We start from the raw sequence: 19,466 nt of genomic DNA, 5'->3' as shown, positions 1-19,466 counted from the left end.
GCACCTTGTCGAAGATCTTCCGCGCCACGCTGTCCGCGCTGAACATCCGCAAGTCCGACCGGCATTACCGCTGGTACTACTACCACCACATCTGACCGACCGGCGGGGAGCGGCCGCACGGTCCGCTCCCCGCCCCCGGCGACCGGAGTACCGATGGACACCGATGTGCTGCGCGACCTGCGCGGGCCGAGCGCGGCCGCGGGCGGCGTGTTCTGGCAGACCGAGCGGCAGCTGATGGTGTTCGACGCCGATGCCGCCGCCCAGGCCAACACCGACAACTTCGCCGATCTCACCCTGCCCGACCGCCTGCGCGACCTGCTGCTTCGCCGGCCGAGTACGCCGGTCTCGTGGAAACGCGTGCGGTCGGCGTGGATGACCCAGCTGCGCACCCTCGGCGGCGAACAGGGCTTGGCGGCGCTGGACGCCCGGATGGACTCGCTGCTGCGCGCGCGGACGGGCGCGCCGGTGAACCTGCCGTGGCTCGCGCACGAGGTCAGTTTCCGTTCCCTGCTACCGATCGTGCTCGACGGACTCTCCACATCGGACAGCGCGAAGATCAGTGAAGACGCGATCGCGAAACTCGCCAGGCTGCTGGGCGAGGACGCGGAGGATCCGCCGTGGTGGCGGTCATGGCGGCCCGTGTCGATCCAGGTCAAGGCCGGGCTGGTGGTCCGCCGCGCACTGCGCCGCCGGGCTCGCGACGCCGGTGCGGCGCGGGCGGATCTCACGCAGCCGATCGCCTGCCTGCTCGATGAGCTCGGCATGGACCGGGCTGTCGACGCCGTCACCGCCGTGCTCACCGCGATCGCGGGCCCGCCGGGCGCGGCCGCCGGCTGCGTGATGTACGAGCTGGTCGGCCGCCCGGACTGGGCGGACCGGCTCGCCGCCGAGTTCGCGGCCGTGAGCCTTGCCGAGCTGTATCGCTCCGGCACCCGGTCCGCGCCGGTGGCGCACCGGTTCGTGAAGGAGGTGCTGCGCCGCTGGACCTCGCCGACGATGCTGACCCGCAGCGTGCGCACCCCGATGCGGGTGGCGGGGCACGATCTCGCGGTCGGCCAGCACTTCGTGCTCAGCCCCGCGATGGTGCACCAGGACCCGAGGCATTGGCGGGACCCGGAAGTGTTCGACCCCGACCGCTGGCTGCCCGGGGCGCCGCACGGCCCGGCGGGCGGACAGCATTATGTGCCGTTCGGCTGGGCGCCGACCGCGTGCGTGGGCGCCGGGCTCGGCCTGTGCCAGCTCGTGCTGCTGTGCCGTTTGCTGGTCACGACCTATCGGATCGACCTGCTGGAGACGGCCGAGCCTGCGATGGCGATCGGCCCCGTGCCGGTGCCGCTCGGCTTCGACGGCCGAGTGTCCATTCGGGGCTAGGGTCGAGGTTACTCGGCGGTAGCATATTGCGGGCGTATCGAAAAGCGGATACGTGGTGGCAACGTCGTGCCGGGTTGGCTGGGCGGCATGAGCTACAGCGAACTGGGGCGGTCGACGGGGCTGCGCACGCGGTCGCCGGTGTCCGCGGCCGGTACGGCGATGGGCATCACGATCTATGGGTGCGGGCCGGACGAGGCCGCCCTGTTCCGGGAGCTGGCGCCGCGCTGTGGTGTGCTGCCGACCATCACCGGGGACGCGGTGACCGAGGCCAATGCCGGGCTGGCGGCCGGGAACCGGTGTGTCAGCGTCGGGCACAAGGCCCGGATCACGAACGCCACGCTGCGGGCGCTCAGCCGCGTCGGCGTCGCGTATGTCTCCACGAGGAGTATCGGGTTCAACCACATCGACGTCGAGTACGCGGAGAGCGTCGGGATTTCGGTGGGGAACATCGCTTATTCGCCGGACAGTGTCGCCGACTACACGGTGATGTTGATGCTGATGGCCATCAGGAACGCGAAGTCCACGATCAGGCGTGCGGATGTCCATGACTACCGGCTGCATGAGGTGCGCGGGAAAGAGCTGCGTGATCTCACGGTCGGGGTGGTGGGGACCGGGCGGATCGGGGTCGCGGTCATGGATCGGTTGCGGGGCTTCGGAAGCCGGGTTTTGGCCTATGACTGCCTTCCTCAGAATTCCGCCGATTATGTTCCGCTCGACGAGCTTCTGCAGTTGAGCGACATTGTCACGCTGCATACTCCGCTCACCGCGGATACGTATCACTTGCTCGATCACCGGCGCATCGCGCAGATGCGAAACGGTGCGTTCGTGGTCAATACCGGGCGTGGGCCGCTTGTCGACGCCGAAGCTCTTCTTGAAGCGTTGGAAAGCGGCAAGCTGGGCGGCGCGGCTTTGGACGTCATCGAAGGCGAGGAAGGGATCTTCTACGCCGACTGGCGTGACAGGCCGCTGGAAAGCGACGTGCTGGCGCGGCTGCAGGAGATGCCGAATGTGCTGATCACCCCGCACACCGCCTACTACACGGATCACGCGCTGAGCGACACCGTCGAGAACAGTCTCATCAATTGCCTGACTTTCGAAAGTGGGAAACAGCATGGATAGGGTGAAGGTCGGAATCATTTTCGGGGGTGCGACCGAAGAACATCCCGTCTCGGTCAAGTCCGCGCAAGAGGTCGCGAAGCACCTCGATTTCGACAAGTACGAGCCGGTGTGGATCGGGATCACGAAGACCGGCGCCTGGCGGCTTTGTGACGGTCCCGTCGCGGACTGGGAAACCGAGAGCCGTCCGGTCGTGCTGTCGCCGGACAGCACCGTCCACGGGCTGCTGGTGCTGGAAGACGGCCAGTACAAGACGATCAGGCTCGATGTCGTGCTGCCGGTGCTGCACGGCAGGCTCGGCGAGGATGGTGCGGTGCAGGGTTTACTGGAACTCGCCGGCGTTCCGTACGCCGGCTGTGATGTCCAGAGTTCCGCTCTGTGCATGGACAAGTCGCTCACCTATCTGGTCGTCGAGAGCGCGGGGATCGCGACGCCGAGCTTCTGGACGCTCATGCCGGGAGAGAGCGCGGACCCCGGGCAGTTCCTCTATCCCGTCTTCGTGAAGCCCGCGCGTTCGGGGTCTTCTTTCGGGGTCAGCAAGGTTTCGAGTGCGGAAGAACTGGCGGGCGCGGTGGAGGTCGCGCGGCAGTACGACTCGAAGGTGCTGATCGAGGAAGCTGTCGCGGGCAGCGAAATCGGCTGTTCCATTCTGGGGAACGAGCAAGAGCTGATCGTGGGGGAGCTGGACCGGGTCGCGCTCTCGCACGGGTTCTTCAAGATCCATCAGGAAAGCAACCCCGAAAGTGGTTCGGAGAACTCGACGTTCATCGTTCCGGCGGACATCTCGGCCGAGGCACGCACGCTCGTGCAGGAGACGGCGAAGACCATCTACCGCGCGCTGGGGTGCCGGGGGCTGGCGCGGGTGGACATGTTCCTGACCGAGGACGGGACCGTGGCGCTCAACGAGGTCAACACCATGCCGGGGCTGACCTCGTACAGCCGGTACCCGAGGATGATGGCCGCCGCGGGACTGCCGCTCGGCGAGGTGATCGACCGGATGATTTCGCTGGCGTTGACGGGAAAACAGCAGTGAACAAGGATTTCGTCTTCGTCGACGAGGCCGCGCCCGGGATCCGGTGGGACGCCAAGTACGCCACCTGGGACAACTTCACCGGCAAGCCGGTGGACGGCTATCTGGCGAATCGCGTGGTCGGCACCAAGGCATTGTGCGCGGCGCTGGAGGACGCGCAGGAGAAGGCCGAGTCGCTCGGCTTCGGGCTGCTGCTGTGGGACGGCTACCGGCCGCAGCGCGCCGTGGACAACTTCCTGCGATGGTCGCTCCGGCCGGAGGACGGCCGGACGAAGGCGCGGCACTATCCGAACATCGACAAGACCGAGATGTTCGAAAAGGGTTATGTGGCCGCGAAATCGGGGCACAGCCGGGGCAGCACCGTCGACTTGACGCTCTATCATCTGGACACCGGCGAACTCGCCGCCATGGGTGGCGACCACGACCTGATGGATGAGATCTCGCATCACGGCGCGAGCGGGATCACGGAGACCGAGGCCGTGAACCGGCGGCACCTCTGCGAGATCATGGAGGCTTGCGGGTTCCGGCGCTACGACCGCGAATGGTGGCACTACACGCTGCTGGACGAGCCGTATCCGGACTCGTACTTCGACTTTCCCGTCGGGTCCGCGGCGTGACGGCTCCGCGAGTCGTGGTCGCGGGTGGTCATTCGGCGGGGCATATCGAGCCGATGATGAACTTCGCCGACGCGCTGCGGCGGCTGGAGCCCGCGGCGGAGATCACCGCTCTCGGCACCGTGCGGGGGCTGGACACCACGCTCATCCCGGCCCGTGGCTACCCGCTCGAACTCATCCCGCCGGTGCCGCTGCCCCGCGAGCTGAACCCGGCGCTGCTGCGGACACCGGGCAGGCTGGCCGGGTCGGCGCGGGCCGCCGCGGCGGTGCTCGACCGGGTGCGTGCCGAGGTCGTGGTCGGCTTCGGTGGTTATGTGGCCATGTCGGCTTATCTCGCCGCGCGGCGGCGGGGCCTGCCGATCGTCGTCCATGAGGCGAACGCCCGGCCCGGCATCGCCAACCGGCTGGCGGCGCGGATGACGACGCACGTGTTCACCGCCTCGCCCGCCGTCCGGCTGGCGCACGCGACCGCCATCGGGATCCCGCTGCGGCAGGCGATCACCGGGCTCGACCGGGCCGCGTCGCGTGACGCGGCCCGTCGGCGGTTCGGTTTGTGTCCCGAGGGACCGGTGCTGCTGGTCACCGGCGGTTCGCAGGGGGCTCAGGCGATCAACGACGCGGTGTCCGGCGCCGCGTCGGCGTTACGGGCCGCGGGTGTGCAGGTGCTGCACATCACCGGGCCCCGGCACGCCGTGGAGGTGCCGGACGGTGAGCCGCCGTACGTCGTCGTCCCGTACGTCGACGAGATGCGGTACGCCTACGCGGCGGCGGATTTCGTGGTCTGCCGGTCCGGGGCGATGACGTGCGCCGAACTGGCCGCCGTCGGGCTGCCCGCCGCGTACGTCCCGCTGCCGTTGCGTGGTGGCGAGCAGCGGCTGAACGCCATGTCCGCCGTCGCGGCGGGCGGGGCGCTGCTCGTCGACAACGCCGCGCTCGATTCGGCCTGGATCGAGGCCACCTTGATCCCGCTGCTCACCGATCCCGAGCGGCTCGGGGCGATGGCGGCGCGCGCGTCGGCGGCGGGCGCGTCCGACGCGGACGTCGTGCTGGCCGGGCACGTGCTCGCCGCGATCACCGAGCGACGGGCAGTCGCACGGTGACTGTGAGCCCGCCCGCGGCCCTCGGGGTCACGGTGAGGGTGCCGTCGTGCGCGCGGGTGATGCTGGCGACGATCGCCAGCCCCAGGCCGACGCCCACGTGATCGCTGCGGACGCGTTCGGTGCCGCGCTGGAACGGCTCGGTCAGCGTGGAGGCCAGGTCCAGCGAGATCCGCTTGCCGGTGTTCTCGACCGTGAGTTCCACCGTTTCGGGGTGGGCGTGGGTCGTGACGTGGACGGTGCCGTGCTCGGGCAGGTTGTGGACGATCGCGTTGTGCAGGAGGTTCGTGGTCAGCTGCAGCAGAAGCGACGGCGAGCCGGCGGTCGGCGCCTGGTCGCCGGTGGTCTCGATGGTGACGCCGCGTTCTTCCGCGAGCGCCAGCAGCGTCTCGGCGGCTTCTTCCGCCTTGAGGGACAGGTCGACGGGCTCGCTGGTGAAGGCGCGCTGGTCGGCGCGGCTGAGCAGGAGCAGTGCCTCGGTGAGGTCGATCGCCCTCGTGTTGACGATCTGCAGGCGGTCGAGGAGTTCGTCCGGCTCGCGCTCGGCGCGGGCCACCTCGAGCAGCGTCCGCGAGACCGTCAGCGGGGTGCGCAGCTCGTGCGACGCGTTGGCGGCGAATCGGCGTTGCTCGGCGACGTGCGCTTCGAGCTTTCCGAGCATCGCGTCGAAGGCGTCGGCGAGTTCGCGGAACTCGTCGTTGCGGCCCGGCAGCCGGATCCGGTGCGAGAACCGGCCTCGCGCGACCGTGCGGGTGGCCTCGGTGATGCGGGTCAGCGGCGCGAGCATCCGGCCGGCCAGCAGCCAGCCGCCGAGCACCCCGAAGACCAGCAGGAAGACCAAGACGAGGCCCATGAACGGCAGGAACGCCCGGGTGAGGAGCGAGCGGTTGATCCAGAAGTTGGTGGCGTCGGTGGTGATCCAGCCGTCGGGCAGGAAGTACAGGTAGAAGACCAGCACACCCGCGAGCAGCAGGAGACCGGCGACCATGAGGAACCCGGCGTAGCTGAGGGTGAGCTTGAGGCGGACGCTCAGCCCGCGTGCCCTAGACACCGGGTTCGCCCTCGTCTATGCGGTAGCCGACGCCGGGCACCGTGGCGATCAGCCAGGGCTCGCCGAGCCGTTTGCGCAGCGCCGAGACCGTGATGCGCACGGCGTTGGTGAACGGGTCGGCGTTCTCGTCCCACGCCCGTTCCAGCAGCTCCTCGGCGCTGACGACCCCGCCCTCGGCCGCGACGAGCACCTCGAGCACGGCGAACTGCTTCCTGGTCAGCGCGACGTAGCGGCCGTCGCGGTAGACCTCGCGGCGGAACGGGTCCAGCCGCAGGCCCGCGATCTCGCGCACGGGCGGCCGGTTGTGGGCGCGCCTGCGGTCGAGCGCCCTGAGCCTGAGCACGAGCTCACGCAGCTCGAAGGGCTTGGTGAGGTAGTCGTCGGCGCCGAGCTCGAACCCGGACGCCTTGTCGTCGAGCCGGTCGGCGGCGGTGAGCATCAGGATCGGCATGCCGCTGCCGGAGGCGATGATCCGCTTGGCCACCTCGTCACCGGAGGGGCCGGGGATGTCGCGGTCGAGCACGGCGATGTCGTAGGCGTTGACGCTCAGCAGCTCGAGCGCGGTGTCGCCGTCACCGGCGATGTCGGACGCGATCGCCTCAAGGCGCAGGCCATCGCGAACCGCTTCCGCGAGATAGGGTTCGTCCTCGACGATCAAGACACGCACACCGTGGACGGTACGGGGCCCGCCCTATCGCCGGCATATCGAAAACCGGATACGCCCTGGTAATGCCCGGTTGCCTTGACTGACGGCCATGACCTACACCGAACCGGCGCTCGGCGCCGTCCCGCCCGGCGTGACCGTCTTCGACTCCATCCCGGCCGTGGCCAACCTCGACCCCGCGCTGCTCGCGGCCCTGCGCGCGGCGGCGACGGTCGCCGCGGACTTCGGGATCGAGTTCCGCGTCAACGGCGGCTGGCGGTCCCGGCGCTACCAGGAACATCTGCGCCGCGAGGCGGTCGCGAGGTACGGCTCGGAGGAGGAGGCCGCTCGCTGGGTGGCGACCCCGGACACGTCGGCGCACGTGTCGGGGCAGGCGGTCGACATCGGGCCACCCGCCGCCGCGGCGTGGTTGTTCGAGCATGGCGCCGCGTACGGCTTGTGCCAGATCTACCGGAACGAACCCTGGCACTTCGAACTGCGGCCCGAGGCGATCGAGCACGGGCCGCCGCCGATGTACGCCGATCCTTCGGCGGATCCGCGAATGAACCGCCGCTGAACCGGCGTGCCGGATGCTGCGTCCCTCGCAACGACGAGCGAAGGGGCGGTCGTGAGTGGCGCGGCCGGTTCTAACCGGCCGGAACACTCACGACCCGGGCTGGGCGGCCTCGCTCGCATCAGGCGTGGCGCGGCTCCCCGGACGAGCGAGGGTCGTGCGCGTTGCGGGCGGTTAGAACCGCCCGCAACGCGCACAACCCTGCCACGCGTGTGGCCAACTCGGGTTTCGCGTGTATGCGATCGCGAGGCAGAGGGGGTCGTGAGTGGTACGGCCGGTTCTAACCGGTCAGAACACTCACGAGCCTTTGATGCCGGTGGTGAGGATGAAGGGGACCGCGACGAAGAGGCGGTCTTCGCGGGCGCGGGCGGCTTGCTCGTCGAGCCAGGGGCCCCGGCCGCCGATGTTGGCGAGCATGGGGAGCGCGGCCTCGTCGGTCCAGACGATGGTGTGGACCTCGGCGGTGACGTCGGTGAAACCGTTGTCCAGCAAGAGGTTCCGGTACTGGCGGGCGACCCATGGGTGCTGGACGCCGTCCGCGCGGTCGCGGACCAGGTCGCGGGTGAGCTCGGGGTCGTCGGAGTCGATCATGTACGCGTCCCAGTCCTGAGCCACCAGCATCGCGCGGCCGCCTTCAGCGAGCACGCGGTGCGCCTCGACGACGGCCGCCTCGGGGTCAGGCAGGTCGTGCAGGACCTTGTCCGCGCGGTAGCCGGTGATCGAGCCGTCCTCGAAGGGCAGGTCGGTGACGTCGGCGATGTGGAACTCGCAGTCCGGCCAGCGCTCGGCGGCGATCTCGATCATGTCCGTGTCGAGGTCGACGCCGATGGCCGTCGCGCCGAGCGCGGCCAGCTCGCCGACCGCCAGGCCGCTGCCGCAGCCGACGTCGACGACCGTGCCGGTGAGGCCTTCGTAGGTGCGCTCACGCAACACCCGGGCTTGGGGGAAGTCGTCGAAAGCGTCCAGTAACTCGAGCATCGTCGCCACGAACGTCATTGTGCCTCCGGTTCCGCGCCTGAGCTGATCCGCCGCTCCATGTCGGCGGCGACCGGGCGCGAGTACACCCGGAGGAAGGGGACGACGACCGTCAGCGCGATCACGGTGAACACCGCGAACGCGACCTGGGTGCCCGCCCACTCCGCGAGCAGGCCGGACAGGAACGCGCCGAGCGGCACCGCGCCCCAGCCGAACAGGCGGGCGGTGGCGCTGTAGCGGCCCATCATCGACTGGCTGACCAGCGTCTGGCTGACCGTGCGGGAATTGACCACCCACAGGCCGCTGCCGAGGCCGCCGAGGAACGCGCCGGCCGCGACCACCCAGGGGTTCGTGCTGAACGCGGGGGTGGCGACCATGGTGCCGGTCAGGAAGATGTTGCCCAGCATGACCTGGCGGCGGCCGAAGAGCCGATTACAAGTGGCCACCAGCAGCGCGCCGATCGTCCCGCCCGCGCCGAGCGCGCCCACCAGCAGGCCGTAGACGGCCTTGTCCACGCCCATGGCCGTGGTGGCGAACAGCGGCATCAGCGCCAGCCAGGCGCCCCACAGCGAGTTCAACGCGGTCACCAGCACGGTCATCACGCGCAGCACGCGCTGGTCCCACAGGTACCGCAGGCCCTCGGCGATCTGCGCGTGGACGGCGGGCCTGGCGACCGTGGCCGGGGGCACCCGGAAGCGGCCGATCAGGAAGACCAGCGTGGCCGCGGTGATCGCGTAGGTGATCGCGGTCGTGCCCAGCACGATGCCCGCACCGGCCGCCACCAGCAGGCCGCCCAGGAACGGGCCGATGAACTCGTTGCAGACCGTTTCCGCGCCGGTCAGCCAGGAATTCGCGCGCTCGCGTTTCGGGCCGGCGACCACCGAGGGCAGCAAAGCGGCGGCGGCGGTCAGCGCGATCACCTCGGCGACGCCGAGGATGATCCCGCTCGCGTAGATCATCGGCAACGTCAGCGTGCCCGTCAGCACCGCGGCGAGCAGCCCGCCGACCATCACCACCCGGACGAAGTTGGCCAGCCACAGCAGTTTCCGGCGGTCACCGCGGTCGACCAGCACGCCGACGTGCAGCGCGGTGAACAGCCACGGCAGCATCAGCGTGGTCAGCACGCCGGAGACCAGGGCAGGCGAGTTGGTCAGGGTGGTCGCGATGAGCGGCAGCGCCACCTTGAGCACGCCGTCGGCGAGGTTGGTGGCCGCGGTGAAGGCCACCAGCACGGCGGTGTTACGCGCGCTGTGGTCCGCCGCTTCCGGCGCTCGCGGTTCGAGCGTTTCGGTCATGACGCCGTCCTTCCGGCTGATGGGACGCCCGCGCTGGTGAACGCGGTGTGTGCCCGGCGAGTCAGTGCGTCCAGTACTCGACGTTGCCGTCGTTGATCGCCGACCGCATCCTCGATCGTGCGGAGCCGGAATCTCAGCCGCTGACCTGGGCGGGCCTGACCCAGCGTGGACAGCCCGACGCGGGTCACGACCGCGATCACCGCGTAGCCAGCGGTGATCGGGTGAGACCTGCGCAGCACCAGCAGCTCGTCACCGGGCGGCAGCTCGACCGCGCCGGGCGGCACGCCTTTCGACAGCAGGTCGGTCTTGGCGACCCCGGACGGCACCGGGCCGTCCAGGCGGACGCCGATGTCGTCGCTCGCGGGCTTGACCGTGTACGTGGCGGTGGTCAGCGCCGCCGCCACCGCTTCGTCCGCGTCGGGGCCCGCGGTGATGTCGATGGTCAGCGGGTCGGGGAGCCGAGGTGGGCGGGCGCCGAGCACGAAGACGGGGTGGTCGACGGGACGGTGGCCGTCACGCACGTCGATGGTGTCGCCCGCGCGCAGCCAGGGGCGCACGCCGAGTTCCGGGGCGGCCGCGCAGCTGCCGAGTGTCCGGGCGACGTGCCAATAGCCGTTGACCGCGACATAGGCACGCAAGCCGGTCAGACCGGTGAGTTCCACGAGATCATCGGCGTTGACACACAAGGGTTCCCAGGCCCGGCGGACGGATCCGTTCACGGTCACGGTCGCTCCCGTGACCGCGAGGAACGCGGGCCGGTCCGTGGTGAAGGCGAAATCCGACGCCGTCACCTCGATCAGCGGGGCACCTTCGGGATTGCCCACCAGGATGTTGGCCACCGCGGCCGAGTACTGGTCGGCGGCGCCGCCCGCGGGCAGGCCCTGCCTGGCGAAACCTGGCCTGCCCAGATCGGTGACGGCGGCGAGCCCGGCCCGCCGCACCCGGATCACGGCCGCGCTCCGGAGACCGGCACGAACCGGAACCGGTCACCCGGCCGGTACGGGACCATCGGGTCACGCGAGGTGTCGACCAGCCGCAGCGGCGTCCGGCCGATCAGCCGCCAGCCGCCCGGCGAAACCACGGGGTAGATCACCGCTTGGGTGCCGGAGACGGCCACCGAACCGGCGGGCACCGACGTGCGCGGACGCGGACGGCGGCTCACGCGGGCCGGGAACGGGGAGCCGTCGAGCATCGGCGCGCCCGCCGGGGCGCCGAGGAACCGCACCACCCAGTCGGTCCCGGAGTGCAGCCGCACGACCTCGTCCTCACTCAAGCCGAGTTCCGCGGCGACGTCCGCCAGATCGGGACCGTCATAGACGACCGGGATCTCGAAGCGGCGGGAAACCGTTGGCGCGTCGAGGTTTTCCAGCCTGAGTCGACGAATCCGGGCGGCCAGCTCGTCGTGTCCGACGCGCACGCAGTCGAACGCGACCAGCAGGCTGTCGTACGTCGCCACCAGATCGGTTACCCCGGGCACGTCGAGCGCGTCCGCGAGCCGCTGCACGATCTGCCACGCCGATTCCCCGCCAGGACGGACCAAGAGCGCGGAGTCGCCGTACGGCTCGATCTTCACGGCGCACCCACGAGCGGCGCGATGTCCACACCGGCTTCCCGCAGTGCGTCACGGATTCCGCGCGCGAGGCCGACCGCGCCCGGGGTGTCGCCGTGCACGAGCACGGTGTCGCACGCGATCGGGAGTTCACGGCCGCCGATGGTCCGGACCACCCCGCCGGTGACCGCCCGCACCACCCTGGCGGCCACCGCCCCGGGATCGGTGATGACCGCGCCCGGCTCCCGGCGCGGCACCAGCGTGCCGTCGTCGCGGTAACCGCGGTCGGCCAGCATGAGGATCGCGACCGGCAGCCCTGCCTTCCGCGCGGTCTCGGCGAGCACGCCGTCCTGGGTGACCATGATCAGCGACGGGTCGTACGCGGCCACCGCGCCGACCACGGCTTCCGCGTACGGACGCTCACTCATCGCGAGGTTGCCGAGCCTGCCGTGCGGGGTCACGTGCCGCATCCGGGTCCCGCACGCCGTGGTGAACGCCCCGAGCGCGCCGAGCTGATAGAGCACGTCGGTCCGCACCTCGCGGGCCGTGAGATCCATGGCACGCCTGCCGAACCCCACGAGATCGGGGAAGCCCGGATGCGCGCCGACCCCGATCCCGCGCGCGGCGCACGCGGCCACCGTCTCCTCCATCAGCCGGGGATCGCCCGCGTGGAAACCGCAGGCGACGTTGGCCGAGGACACGACGTCGAGCAGGGTCGCGTCGTCGCCCATCCGGTAGGCGCCGAAGCCCTCGCCGAGGTCCGCGACCAGGTCGACGTGCATTACCCGGTGCTTTCGATGAGCCGCGCGATCGCGTCGAGGCCGCGCCGGATCCGCTCGGGCGACTCGGTGCCGACCGAGACGCGGATGTGGTGATCGCAGGACTCGCCGTACGCGATCCCGGGCACCACGCAGACCCCGGATTCCCGCAGCAGCCGGTCGGCGAACGCGTCCGACCCGAGTTTCGAGCGGCCCAGCGACGCGAACAGATAGAACGTCGACTCGCCGGGCAGCACCTCGATGCCGCGCTCGGCCAGCCAGTCCGCGACCTCGTTGCGCCGCGCGACCACCTGCTGGATCTGGGGTCTGGTGTGTTCGATGAGCGTGTCGAAGTGATCGGCGAGGTAGCGCATCAACGGCGTCGGCGCGCAGGTGATCAGGTGCTGGTTGACCTTGAGGATCTGGTCGATCAGCGTGCGGTGGGCGATGACGTAGCCGACGCGCCACCCGGAGATGCCGTAGTTCTTGGACATCGAGTTGAGCGTCACCGTGTGCCGCAGCTCGGGATCGGCGGCGCCGCAGGTGATGAACCCGGTGCCCGGCGCGACGAACTCGTTGTACGCCTCGTCCACCATCAGCAGCAGGCCGTGCTCGTCGGCCAGCTCGTGCAGGTGGTCCAGCTCGGCGGCCGTGTAGACGTGACCGCTCGGGTTGTTCGGGTTGTTGACGATGATCGCCCTGGTGCGGCCCGTGATGTACGCGCCCAGCCCGAAAACGCTGACATCGTGCGGCACGCTGACCGGCACCCCGCCACACAGTCTGACCTGCGTCGGGTAGCTCAGCCAGAACGGCTCGAGCACGAGCACCTCGTCGCCGGGCTCGACGGTCGCCAGCAGCGCCAGGTAGATCGCCACTTTGGACCCGGCGGTGATCAGGATTTCGTGGTCGGGGTCGACGGACAGGCCGAACTGGTTCCCGTAGTACTTGGCCAGCTGCCTGCGCAGCTCCGGCAAACCCCGGGAATGGGAGTAGTGATGCAGTTCGTCCGGCTCGATGCCGTCGAAATCCGGGGCGGGCACGTCGAAGAACGACTCGCCGAGCGACAGGGTGATGATGTCGTGGCCGGTCGACTTGAGGTCGTAGACCAGGTTGTTGTACTTGATGGAGAGCGCCTGATCGACGGACTCGAGTAGCGAACTCGGCCGTAGCGGGTTCGCCATCAGGCCACCGTCCTGGTCTGCCCGCTGCCCCAGACGACGTTCTTCGCGGTCATCAGCGAGGCCAGGCCCATCGGGCCGCGGGCGTGCAGTTTCTGCGTGGACACCCCGATTTCGACGCCGTAGCCGAACTCGCCGCCGTCGGAATACCGCGGCGAGGCGTTGACGAACACACTGCCGGAGTCGACCTCGCGGGCGAACCGGTTCGCCACCGCGATGTCCTGGACCACGATGCCCTCGGCGTTCCCCGTGCCCCACTCCCGGATATGCGCGATCGCTTCGTCCACATCGGACACGACGCGGACCGCGAGCACCAGGTCCAGGTACTCCGTCGCCCAATCGTCCACAGTGGCCTCGACGGCCTTCGGCCACGCGTCGCGCACCTGAGCGCAGCCTCTGATCTCGACGCCCGCCGCGGCCAGTTCGTCCAAGGCCTGCGGCAGCCAGTCGGTCACCAGGTCCTGGTGCACCAGCAGGGTTTCGATCGCGTTGCACACGCTCGGCCGGGACGTCTTCGCGTTGACGACCACCTCGGTCGCCATCTCCGGCCGCGCGGTGGCGTCGATGTAGAGGTGGCAGTTGCCCGCGCCGTCGATCACGGTCGGCACGGTCGCGTTCCGCTCGACCGAGGCGATCAGCTCGGGACCGCCACGAGGCACCAGCAGATCGACGAAACCTTTGGCCCGCATGAGTTCCAGCGCGGCTTCCCGCGACGGGTCGTCGACCAGCTGGACGGCCGCGGCGGGCACACCGGGGTGTCGCGCGAGCGCGGCGTCGAGCGCGGCCATGATGGCGCGGTTGGTGCGCATGGCCGTCGACGAACCACGCAAGATGGCGCAGTTCCCCGACTTCAGGCACAGCGCGGCGACCTCGGCCGTGACGTTCGGGCGGGCCTCGTAGATCACCGCGATGACACCCAGCGGCTCCAGCACCCGTTCGATGCGCAGGCCGTTCGGCCGGGTCCAGCCCTCGACCACCCGCCCGCCAGGATCGGGCAGGTCGATGATCGTCCTGATCGCGGCGGTCAGCCCGGCCGCGCGGCGCTCGGTCAGGGTCAGCCGGTCGACGAGCGTCGCGGACGTGCCCGCCTCGCGCGCGGCGGCGACGTCTTCGGCGTTGGCGGCAATGATCGAGTCCAAGTGCGTTTCGATGGCCTCGACCATGTCCCGCAGCACGGCGTTCTTCTTCTCGGTGGTCAGCTGCTTGATCACGGCCGAGGCCGCGACCGCGTCCTGGCACTGGTCCAGCACGGTCATGATGATCAGTCCTCTCCGATGCGTACGTAGTCCGAACCGGCGAGCAGCGCGGTGTCCGGCGCGCAGCCGAATTCGACGCTCCGCGCGCCGAACCGGATGCCGCCGCGGGCGAGCAGCCGCCCCTCGGGCCCGGTCAGGTCCACCACGTCCCCCGCGCGGAACCGCCCGCGCGCCGTGGTGATCTGCACCCGGCGCAGCGGCTGCCGGTGTTCGATGGCCAGCCGCCCGGCCGGTGCCAGCGTGATCGCGCCCCGGGGCGGGGTGCGGAAGGCCCGCCACAACCGGCCTGCCGACGGCGGCTTGCCGGTGACCGGGCGTGGCGCGAAGTCGGTGCCCACGTCGACGCCGCGGTAGGCGTCGATGAGCACCGCGGGGTCGGCGGTGTCGGCGATGACCGTGCGCACGCCGGAATAGGTGGCGATCCAGCAGGCGGCCAGCTTCATCCGCATGCCGCCGGTGCCGCCGTCACCGGTCGAATCACCCGCCATGGCCTCGAATTCCGCGTTCAGCGACGGCACGTGGCCGATGCGGCGCGCGGACCCGCCCAGCATCGGGTTGCCGTCGTAGAGACCAGGAACATTGGTCAGCAGCAAGAGAAGTTCCGCTTCGAGGAACCCCGAGAGCAACGCGGCGAGCACGTCGTTGTTGCGGACGCCGAGCGCGTCGTTCTCGTTGACGATCGGCAGGTAACCGTGTTTGTGCATCTCGTCGAACAGGGCACGCACCCGGACCCCGGAAGCGGGCTCGATCAGGTCGTGCGGGGTGAGCAGCACCTGCCCGGTCACCAGGCCGTAGCCGGCGAAACGCTCCCGCAGCGCCGGATAGAGCAAGCCTTGCCCGAGCGCGGCCGCCACCTGCTGGGCGGCGTCCCCGCCGGACCGCGCGATCTCCGGGTACGCGGTCCGGCCCGCGGCGATGGCGCCGGACGCCACCAGCACCGGCGCCAAGCCTGAGGCGATCCCCCGGTGGATCGCCTCGCAAAGCCGGTCAAGTCGGTCGGGGTCGACGCGGCCGTCACTGATCAGGGAGCTGGTGCCGATCTTCAGCACGACCCGCTTGCCGGTGTTCACCCCCGGCGCCCTTGGTCGAATTCGGCGATCGCGGCGGCGACCTGCCGCGCGACGTCGTCCCTCAGCACTCCGTGGTGGTCGGCGCCGGTCCGCAGCACCGTCGGCTCGCGGAACCGGGCCGCCCAGTCTTCACACCCGGCCGAGTCCAGGTCCGCGCCGACGATCAGCGCGGTGACCGGCAGTTCCGCCGGGCCGACGTAGGCCTCGCCGAGCCTGGCGTGCCTGGCGTAGGCGTGCCAGCGCTCGTCCAGCGTCTCGGCCGGGATCGGCTGACCGCTCGCGGCCAGCCAGGTGGCTAGCACCCGGACCCGGAACGCGGATTCGCCGTTGACCGCGGGCAGGCCCGTGGTGAACGCCGACGCGAAGGCAGCGAACAGCTCGCCCTCCGGCTCGGGCGTGCTTCCCACCGGCGGCGGGGAATCGATCAGCACCAACGGTTTCGCGGACTCCGACGACATCTCATAGGCCACCAGCCCGCCCATCGACCAGCCGCCGAGCAGGTCCGGCTCGAGCCCTTCGGCGGCCAGGTCGGCCGCGAACCGCCGCGCCAGCTCCTTGACGCTCGTCGCGGGTTCCTGCTCGCGCGAGGCCGTCACACGCCAGTTCGCCGGGAGCGCGTCGACGATCGCCCGGAAGTCGCCGGGGCTGCCACCCGCGCCGGGCACCAGGTGCAGGTGCGGGCCGGTGCCCTCGCGCAGTGAAACCGTCGTCGACGCTTCGCCGGGCCCGTCTTCGGTGCCCGACAACAGGGTCACCAGCGCGCGCGGGGTCGGCTCCGCGAGCCACTCCACCGCGTCGATGAACACCCCGGTCGCGTCCTCCAGCGCGGCGGTGAGCCGCAGCAGGAGCAGGGAATTGCCGCCCGCGTTGAAGAAGTCGACGTCGGGACCCTCCGGCGGCTTGCCGAGCAGGTCCGCCCACACCGCGTCGACGTGCCGCCAGGTGTCCGAGCCGCCGTGACCCGCCGGGGCGGCGGCGACGGCGCGTTCGGTCCGCGCCGGGGTGGACCTCGTGGTCACCTCGATGCCGCCGACCAGCTGATCCGGGTCGGCCGCCAGCACGGTCTCCAGGTCGGCGAGCAGTGCTTCGGCGGTCGCTCGGTCGTAACGGCCGGTGTTGTATTCGATCTCCGCGTGGTACTGGCCGTCGGCTTCCCAAGTGGAGATGGAAAAGTCGGCTCGAGCGGCCCGGTTCGGGCTTGGCTGGAGGGAAAGCCCGACGTCGCCGAGCACGAGCCCGGTGCCGATCGGCCCGAGGTGACTCAGCCCGACCGGGCAGTCGTCGGTCAGCCGATGCCGGGTTTCCTCGGGTAGGGCACCGAAAACGACCGGATACGGCGCGGCCTGGTGCGCGATCGTCGCCCAGGCGTCGTCGCGGGCGGCGGTCACCACGTCGGCCACGCTGTCGGTGTCGGCCACGTGCCCCCGCGACAGGCACAGGTTGGCGAGATAGCCCACGACACCCTGCTCCTGCGGCGTCATCCGGTTGGCCAGCTCGGTGCCGATCGTGACGTCCGGCCCGGCGCCGCCCCGCGCGAGCACGATGTGCATGGCCGCCTGGAACACGGCGAACGGCGTGGCGAACGCGCGCTTGGCCAGCGCCGCGATCCCGGCCGTGGCCGCTTCGCCGAAGGTGTGGCGGAACACCACGCCGGGAGCGCCCGGCACGAACTCGGCGTCGGTGCTCGCGGCGATCGTCGTGGCGGACGCGCCGTCCAGCCGCTCGCGCCAGTACTCGACGTCGGCCGTCCACGGCGCGCCCGCCTGCTGACGGACGGCGTACTGGCTGAACGGCTCCGGTTCGAAGTCGAACCGGGGCTCGGTGCCCGCGACCGCGGCGGCATAGGCGGTCGACAGGTCCTCGACCAGCAGCTGCAGGCCCCAGCCGTCGAGCAGCAGGTGGTGGACGGTCAGCAGGAGTTCGTGCCGGTCGCCCGCCCGCACGGACGCGAGCCTGGCGAGCGGCGCTTCCTCGAGCGACATCGGCTGCTGCTGGGCCTCCTCGGCGAGCAGGCTGAGCAGCTCCTCCGACGCGGTCTCGTCCGTGTCCACTTGGCGCACGAAGGCGCGCAGCTGGGGACGGACCCGCAGCCGCACGTCCTCGTCCTCGCGGACCACCGAGGTCCGCAGCACCTCGTGCCGGTCGACCACCCACTGCCAGGCGGCCGCCAGCGCGGCCTGGTCGATCGCGCGCTCGGCCACCAGCCGCCAGGTGATGTGGTAGACCGACTTGTCCTTGGCACGCTGGTGCAACCACCACATCGCCGCCTGCGACGGCGTCGCGGTGGTCGTCCCGTGTTCCACCCCCATGTGCACGACGACTCCCTTCTCAGCGCCCGAGGAAGGCGTCGACGAGCTTGCGGCGATCGACCTTGCCGTTGTCGGTCACCGGGAACCCGTCGCGGTGGTGGAAGCCACGCGGCCGCATGTACTTCGGCAGATCGGAGACCAGCGCGACCAGCTCGTCCTCGGAAAGCTCCTCGCCGAGGTAGAAGGCGTGCAGGTCGACCTCGCCGTCGGAAGCGGGGACCGTGACGACCACGGCCTCGGAGATGCCGGCGTGCCTGCGCAGCGAGCTCTCGATCTCGCCGAGCTCCACCCGGTTGCCGAGCACCTTCACCTGGTGGTCGACGCGGCCCTGGTGCACGAGTTCGCCGTTCTCACGCCGGATCCGGTCGCCGGTGCGGTACCAGTGCCGGGCGGTGAGCGGGACACTCCCGTCGTAGACCGTCACCTGACCGTCCTCAATGGACACGAAGCGGCCGATGTTGTCGGCGGGGTCGAGGTACCCGGGGAACCGCTGGTCGCCGCGGATGCAGAGCTCGCCGTCGTCGGAGGGCCGGAGGTCCTCGTCGAGCAGCGCGTATTCGAGGCGGGGGAAGACATCCCCGATCGGCAGCGAGCCGTTCGAGGTCTCGACCCGGTCCGCCGGATCGGCGGGCACCTCGTACGCGGTGACGATGCAGGCGCACTCGCTGGGGCCGTAGCAGTTGATGACCGCGGTGTTCGTCGCGGCCGTCGTCCAGGCCTTGACGTGCTCGACGGTCAGCGCCTCGCCGCCGAACGAGCTCAGCTCGAGTGTCGGCATGCTGCCCGGGCCCAGCGCGCGCAGGCGCTTGGCGAACCAGATCAGCGACGGCACGGACATCCAGTGCGTCAATCTCTTCTTGTTGATGAACTTCACCGGCGCGAGCACGTCGTGGCGCTGGGCGACGACTACCGCGCCACCGCCGCCCCAGGTCCCGAACATGGCCAGCGCGTGCCCGTCGAAGCTCAGCTCGAACGTCTGCGCGCCACGGGAGGTCGGCCCGAACCGGTAGCGCTTCGCCACCTCGGACAGGAATCCGTGGACGTTGCCGTTCGTGATCGGCACGCCCTTGGGGCGGCCGGTGGTGCCGCTGGTGCAGATCAGGTAGGCGGGGTCGTCGGGGTGCGGTTCGACGATCTCCGGGACCACGAGATCGGGATCCGTTGTCAGGTAACGCTTCCAGCCGTCTCCGGTCAGGTCGAGGATGTCGACGCCAGCGTTCGCCCGGTACTCCGCGGCGCCGTCGCCCGCGCTGTCGTCGACCATCGTCAGGTCGAGCCCGGCCTCGGCGGTGATGCCCAGGTTGCGGCTGGCCGGGTTGGCCGGATTCATCGGCACCACGGTCGCGCCGAGCCGCAGCGCCGCCAGGTAGGAGATGTAGCCCGGCGTGCTGCGCGCGGTCAGCAGCCCGATCCGCTTGAGCGTGCCGTCGTGCGCGGCCAGCATCGCGCCCGAGACCTGTTCCACCGCGCCGAGTAGCTCACGGTAGGTGTAGATCTCGGCGCCGACCTCCAGCGCCACGTTGTCCGGGTACGCCCGCGCGGAAGCGTGGAACCAGTCGAAGAGTGAACGAGTGGTCATG

Annotated in this window: 19 protein-coding genes; 7 read left to right on the top strand and 12 right to left on the bottom strand. The window is 70.4% G+C overall.

The window, feature by feature from the left end; translation table 11 throughout:
• Positions 1 to 5: 5 nt before the first annotated feature.
• The 6 genes from BLV57_RS44480 (at position 6) to BLV57_RS33065 (ending at position 5,231) form a co-directional block, all read left to right on the top strand.
• Positions 6 to 95 carry a hyalucidin A family RiPP precursor gene (locus BLV57_RS44480; protein WP_483860471.1) on the top strand — a complete coding sequence of 30 codons (90 nt, stop codon included), beginning with the start codon at positions 6 to 8 and terminating at the stop codon, positions 93 to 95.
• A 58-nt stretch (positions 96 to 153) separates the two neighbouring features.
• Positions 154 to 1,371: a cytochrome P450 gene (locus BLV57_RS33085; protein WP_091295840.1), complete on the top strand. Its 1,218-nt coding sequence runs from the start codon at positions 154 to 156 to the stop codon at positions 1,369 to 1,371.
• Positions 1,372 to 1,530: 159 nt separating this feature from the next.
• Positions 1,531 to 2,490 (top strand): D-isomer specific 2-hydroxyacid dehydrogenase family protein, encoded by a 960-nt coding sequence (locus BLV57_RS33080; RefSeq protein WP_218134937.1) that lies wholly within the window; start codon positions 1,531 to 1,533, stop codon positions 2,488 to 2,490.
• Positions 2,483 to 3,520 carry a D-alanine--(R)-lactate ligase gene (gene vanA / locus BLV57_RS33075; protein ID WP_091295837.1) on the top strand — a complete coding sequence of 346 codons (1,038 nt, stop codon included), beginning with the start codon at positions 2,483 to 2,485 and terminating at the stop codon, positions 3,518 to 3,520. Before BLV57_RS33080 ends, vanA begins: the two co-directional genes overlap by 8 nt.
• Complete coding sequence (gene vanX / locus BLV57_RS33070; protein WP_091295835.1) at positions 3,517 to 4,134, top strand: D-Ala-D-Ala dipeptidase VanX; 618 nt, start codon at positions 3,517 to 3,519, stop codon at positions 4,132 to 4,134. Before vanA ends, vanX begins: the two co-directional genes overlap by 4 nt.
• Positions 4,131 to 5,231, top strand: coding sequence for a UDP-N-acetylglucosamine--N-acetylmuramyl-(pentapeptide) pyrophosphoryl-undecaprenol N-acetylglucosamine transferase (locus BLV57_RS33065; protein ID WP_091295833.1), 1,101 nt, complete (start codon positions 4,131 to 4,133; stop codon positions 5,229 to 5,231). Before vanX ends, BLV57_RS33065 begins: the two co-directional genes overlap by 4 nt.
• Here BLV57_RS33065 and BLV57_RS33060 read toward each other — a convergent pair.
• Together BLV57_RS33060 and vanR-Sc are read right to left on the bottom strand one after the other, a co-directional pair.
• Positions 5,203 to 6,279: a sensor histidine kinase gene (locus BLV57_RS33060; RefSeq protein ID WP_218134931.1), complete on the bottom strand. Its 1,077-nt coding sequence runs from the start codon at positions 6,277 to 6,279 to the stop codon at positions 5,203 to 5,205. The two genes, BLV57_RS33065 and BLV57_RS33060, sit on opposite strands and share 29 nt — an antisense overlap.
• A complete protein-coding gene (vanR-Sc, locus tag BLV57_RS33055) occupies positions 6,272 to 6,946 on the bottom strand; it encodes a VanSc-type vancomycin resistance response regulator transcription factor VanR (protein WP_091295830.1) in 675 nt (224 codons plus the stop codon). Before vanR-Sc ends, BLV57_RS33060 begins: the two co-directional genes overlap by 8 nt.
• Positions 6,947 to 7,034: 88 nt before the next feature.
• Here vanR-Sc and BLV57_RS33050 point away from each other — a divergent pair, with 88 nt between their 5' ends.
• A complete protein-coding gene (locus tag BLV57_RS33050) occupies positions 7,035 to 7,499 on the top strand; it encodes a M15 family metallopeptidase (RefSeq protein ID WP_091295828.1) in 465 nt (154 codons plus the stop codon).
• 294 nt (positions 7,500 to 7,793) lie between these two features.
• Here BLV57_RS33050 and BLV57_RS33045 read toward each other — a convergent pair whose 3' ends face one another.
• From BLV57_RS33045 to BLV57_RS33000, 10 genes are read right to left on the bottom strand one after another with little or no spacing between them, the layout of a single operon-like run.
• A complete protein-coding gene (locus tag BLV57_RS33045; RefSeq protein WP_245757624.1) occupies positions 7,794 to 8,474 on the bottom strand; it encodes a methyltransferase domain-containing protein in 681 nt (226 codons plus the stop codon).
• 14 nt (positions 8,475 to 8,488) lie between these two features.
• Positions 8,489 to 9,766, bottom strand: coding sequence for an MFS transporter (locus BLV57_RS33040; RefSeq protein ID WP_091295826.1), 1,278 nt, complete (start codon positions 9,764 to 9,766; stop codon positions 8,489 to 8,491).
• On the bottom strand, positions 9,763 to 10,716 hold the full coding sequence (locus tag BLV57_RS33035; RefSeq protein WP_091295824.1) for a 5-oxoprolinase subunit C family protein: 954 nt from the start codon (positions 10,714 to 10,716) through the stop codon (positions 9,763 to 9,765). The genes BLV57_RS33040 and BLV57_RS33035 overlap by 4 nt, the downstream gene beginning before the upstream one ends.
• Positions 10,713 to 11,339: a 5-oxoprolinase subunit B family protein gene (locus tag BLV57_RS33030; protein WP_091295822.1), complete on the bottom strand. Its 627-nt coding sequence runs from the start codon at positions 11,337 to 11,339 to the stop codon at positions 10,713 to 10,715. The genes BLV57_RS33035 and BLV57_RS33030 overlap by 4 nt, the downstream gene beginning before the upstream one ends.
• Positions 11,336 to 12,097 carry a LamB/YcsF family protein gene (locus BLV57_RS33025; RefSeq protein WP_091295820.1) on the bottom strand — a complete coding sequence of 254 codons (762 nt, stop codon included), beginning with the start codon at positions 12,095 to 12,097 and terminating at the stop codon, positions 11,336 to 11,338. Before BLV57_RS33025 ends, BLV57_RS33030 begins: the two co-directional genes overlap by 4 nt.
• Positions 12,097 to 13,254 (bottom strand): pyridoxal phosphate-dependent aminotransferase, encoded by a 1,158-nt coding sequence (locus BLV57_RS33020; RefSeq protein WP_091295818.1) that lies wholly within the window; start codon positions 13,252 to 13,254, stop codon positions 12,097 to 12,099. The genes BLV57_RS33025 and BLV57_RS33020 overlap by 1 nt, the downstream gene beginning before the upstream one ends.
• The gene (locus BLV57_RS33015) at positions 13,254 to 14,507 is read right to left on the bottom strand and encodes a glutamate-5-semialdehyde dehydrogenase (protein ID WP_091295816.1); all 1,254 of its coding nucleotides are present in this window, start codon (positions 14,505 to 14,507) and stop codon (positions 13,254 to 13,256) included. The genes BLV57_RS33020 and BLV57_RS33015 overlap by 1 nt, the downstream gene beginning before the upstream one ends.
• A 5-nt stretch (positions 14,508 to 14,512) precedes the next feature.
• Positions 14,513 to 15,577: a glutamate 5-kinase gene (gene proB, locus BLV57_RS33010; protein ID WP_176968916.1), complete on the bottom strand. Its 1,065-nt coding sequence runs from the start codon at positions 15,575 to 15,577 to the stop codon at positions 14,513 to 14,515.
• Entirely contained in the window at positions 15,574 to 17,886 is a 2,313-nt protein-coding gene (locus BLV57_RS33005; protein ID WP_091295811.1) for a condensation domain-containing protein, read from the bottom strand. The genes proB and BLV57_RS33005 overlap by 4 nt, the downstream gene beginning before the upstream one ends.
• A gap of 19 nt (positions 17,887 to 17,905) precedes the next feature.
• A complete protein-coding gene (locus BLV57_RS33000) occupies positions 17,906 to 19,465 on the bottom strand; it encodes an AMP-binding protein (RefSeq protein ID WP_091295810.1) in 1,560 nt (519 codons plus the stop codon).
• Position 19,466: the final 1 nt, after the last annotated feature.

This window comes from Amycolatopsis xylanica, assembly GCF_900107045.1.
GTDB classification, from domain to species: domain Bacteria; phylum Actinomycetota; class Actinomycetes; order Mycobacteriales; family Pseudonocardiaceae; genus Amycolatopsis; species Amycolatopsis xylanica.
This window is presented reverse-complemented; position numbering and strand designations above follow the sequence as displayed.

Excerpts from the sequence above, each read along its gene's own strand:
- BLV57_RS33020 (WP_091295818.1), bottom strand. The coding sequence starts at position 13,254 with ATGGCGAACCCGCTACGGCCGAGTTCGCTACTCGAGTCCGTCGATCAG.
- BLV57_RS33050 (WP_091295828.1), top strand. The coding sequence starts at position 7,035 with ATGACCTACACCGAACCGGCGCTCGGCGCCGTCCCGCCCGGCGTGACC.
- BLV57_RS33000 (WP_091295810.1), bottom strand. The coding sequence starts at position 19,465 with ATGACCACTCGTTCACTCTTCGACTGGTTCCACGCTTCCGCGCGGGCG.
- BLV57_RS33085 (WP_091295840.1), top strand. The coding sequence starts at position 154 with ATGGACACCGATGTGCTGCGCGACCTGCGCGGGCCGAGCGCGGCCGCG.
- BLV57_RS33040 (WP_091295826.1), bottom strand. The coding sequence starts at position 9,766 with ATGACCGAAACGCTCGAACCGCGAGCGCCGGAAGCGGCGGACCACAGC.
- BLV57_RS33080 (WP_218134937.1), top strand. The coding sequence starts at position 1,531 with ATGGGCATCACGATCTATGGGTGCGGGCCGGACGAGGCCGCCCTGTTC.
- BLV57_RS33005 (WP_091295811.1), bottom strand. The coding sequence starts at position 17,886 with ATGGGGGTGGAACACGGGACGACCACCGCGACGCCGTCGCAGGCGGCG.
- vanA (WP_091295837.1), top strand. The coding sequence starts at position 2,483 with ATGGATAGGGTGAAGGTCGGAATCATTTTCGGGGGTGCGACCGAAGAA.
- BLV57_RS33045 (WP_245757624.1), bottom strand. The coding sequence starts at position 8,474 with ATGCTCGAGTTACTGGACGCTTTCGACGACTTCCCCCAAGCCCGGGTG.
- BLV57_RS33015 (WP_091295816.1), bottom strand. The coding sequence starts at position 14,507 with ATGACCGTGCTGGACCAGTGCCAGGACGCGGTCGCGGCCTCGGCCGTG.
- BLV57_RS33025 (WP_091295820.1), bottom strand. The coding sequence starts at position 12,097 with ATGCACGTCGACCTGGTCGCGGACCTCGGCGAGGGCTTCGGCGCCTAC.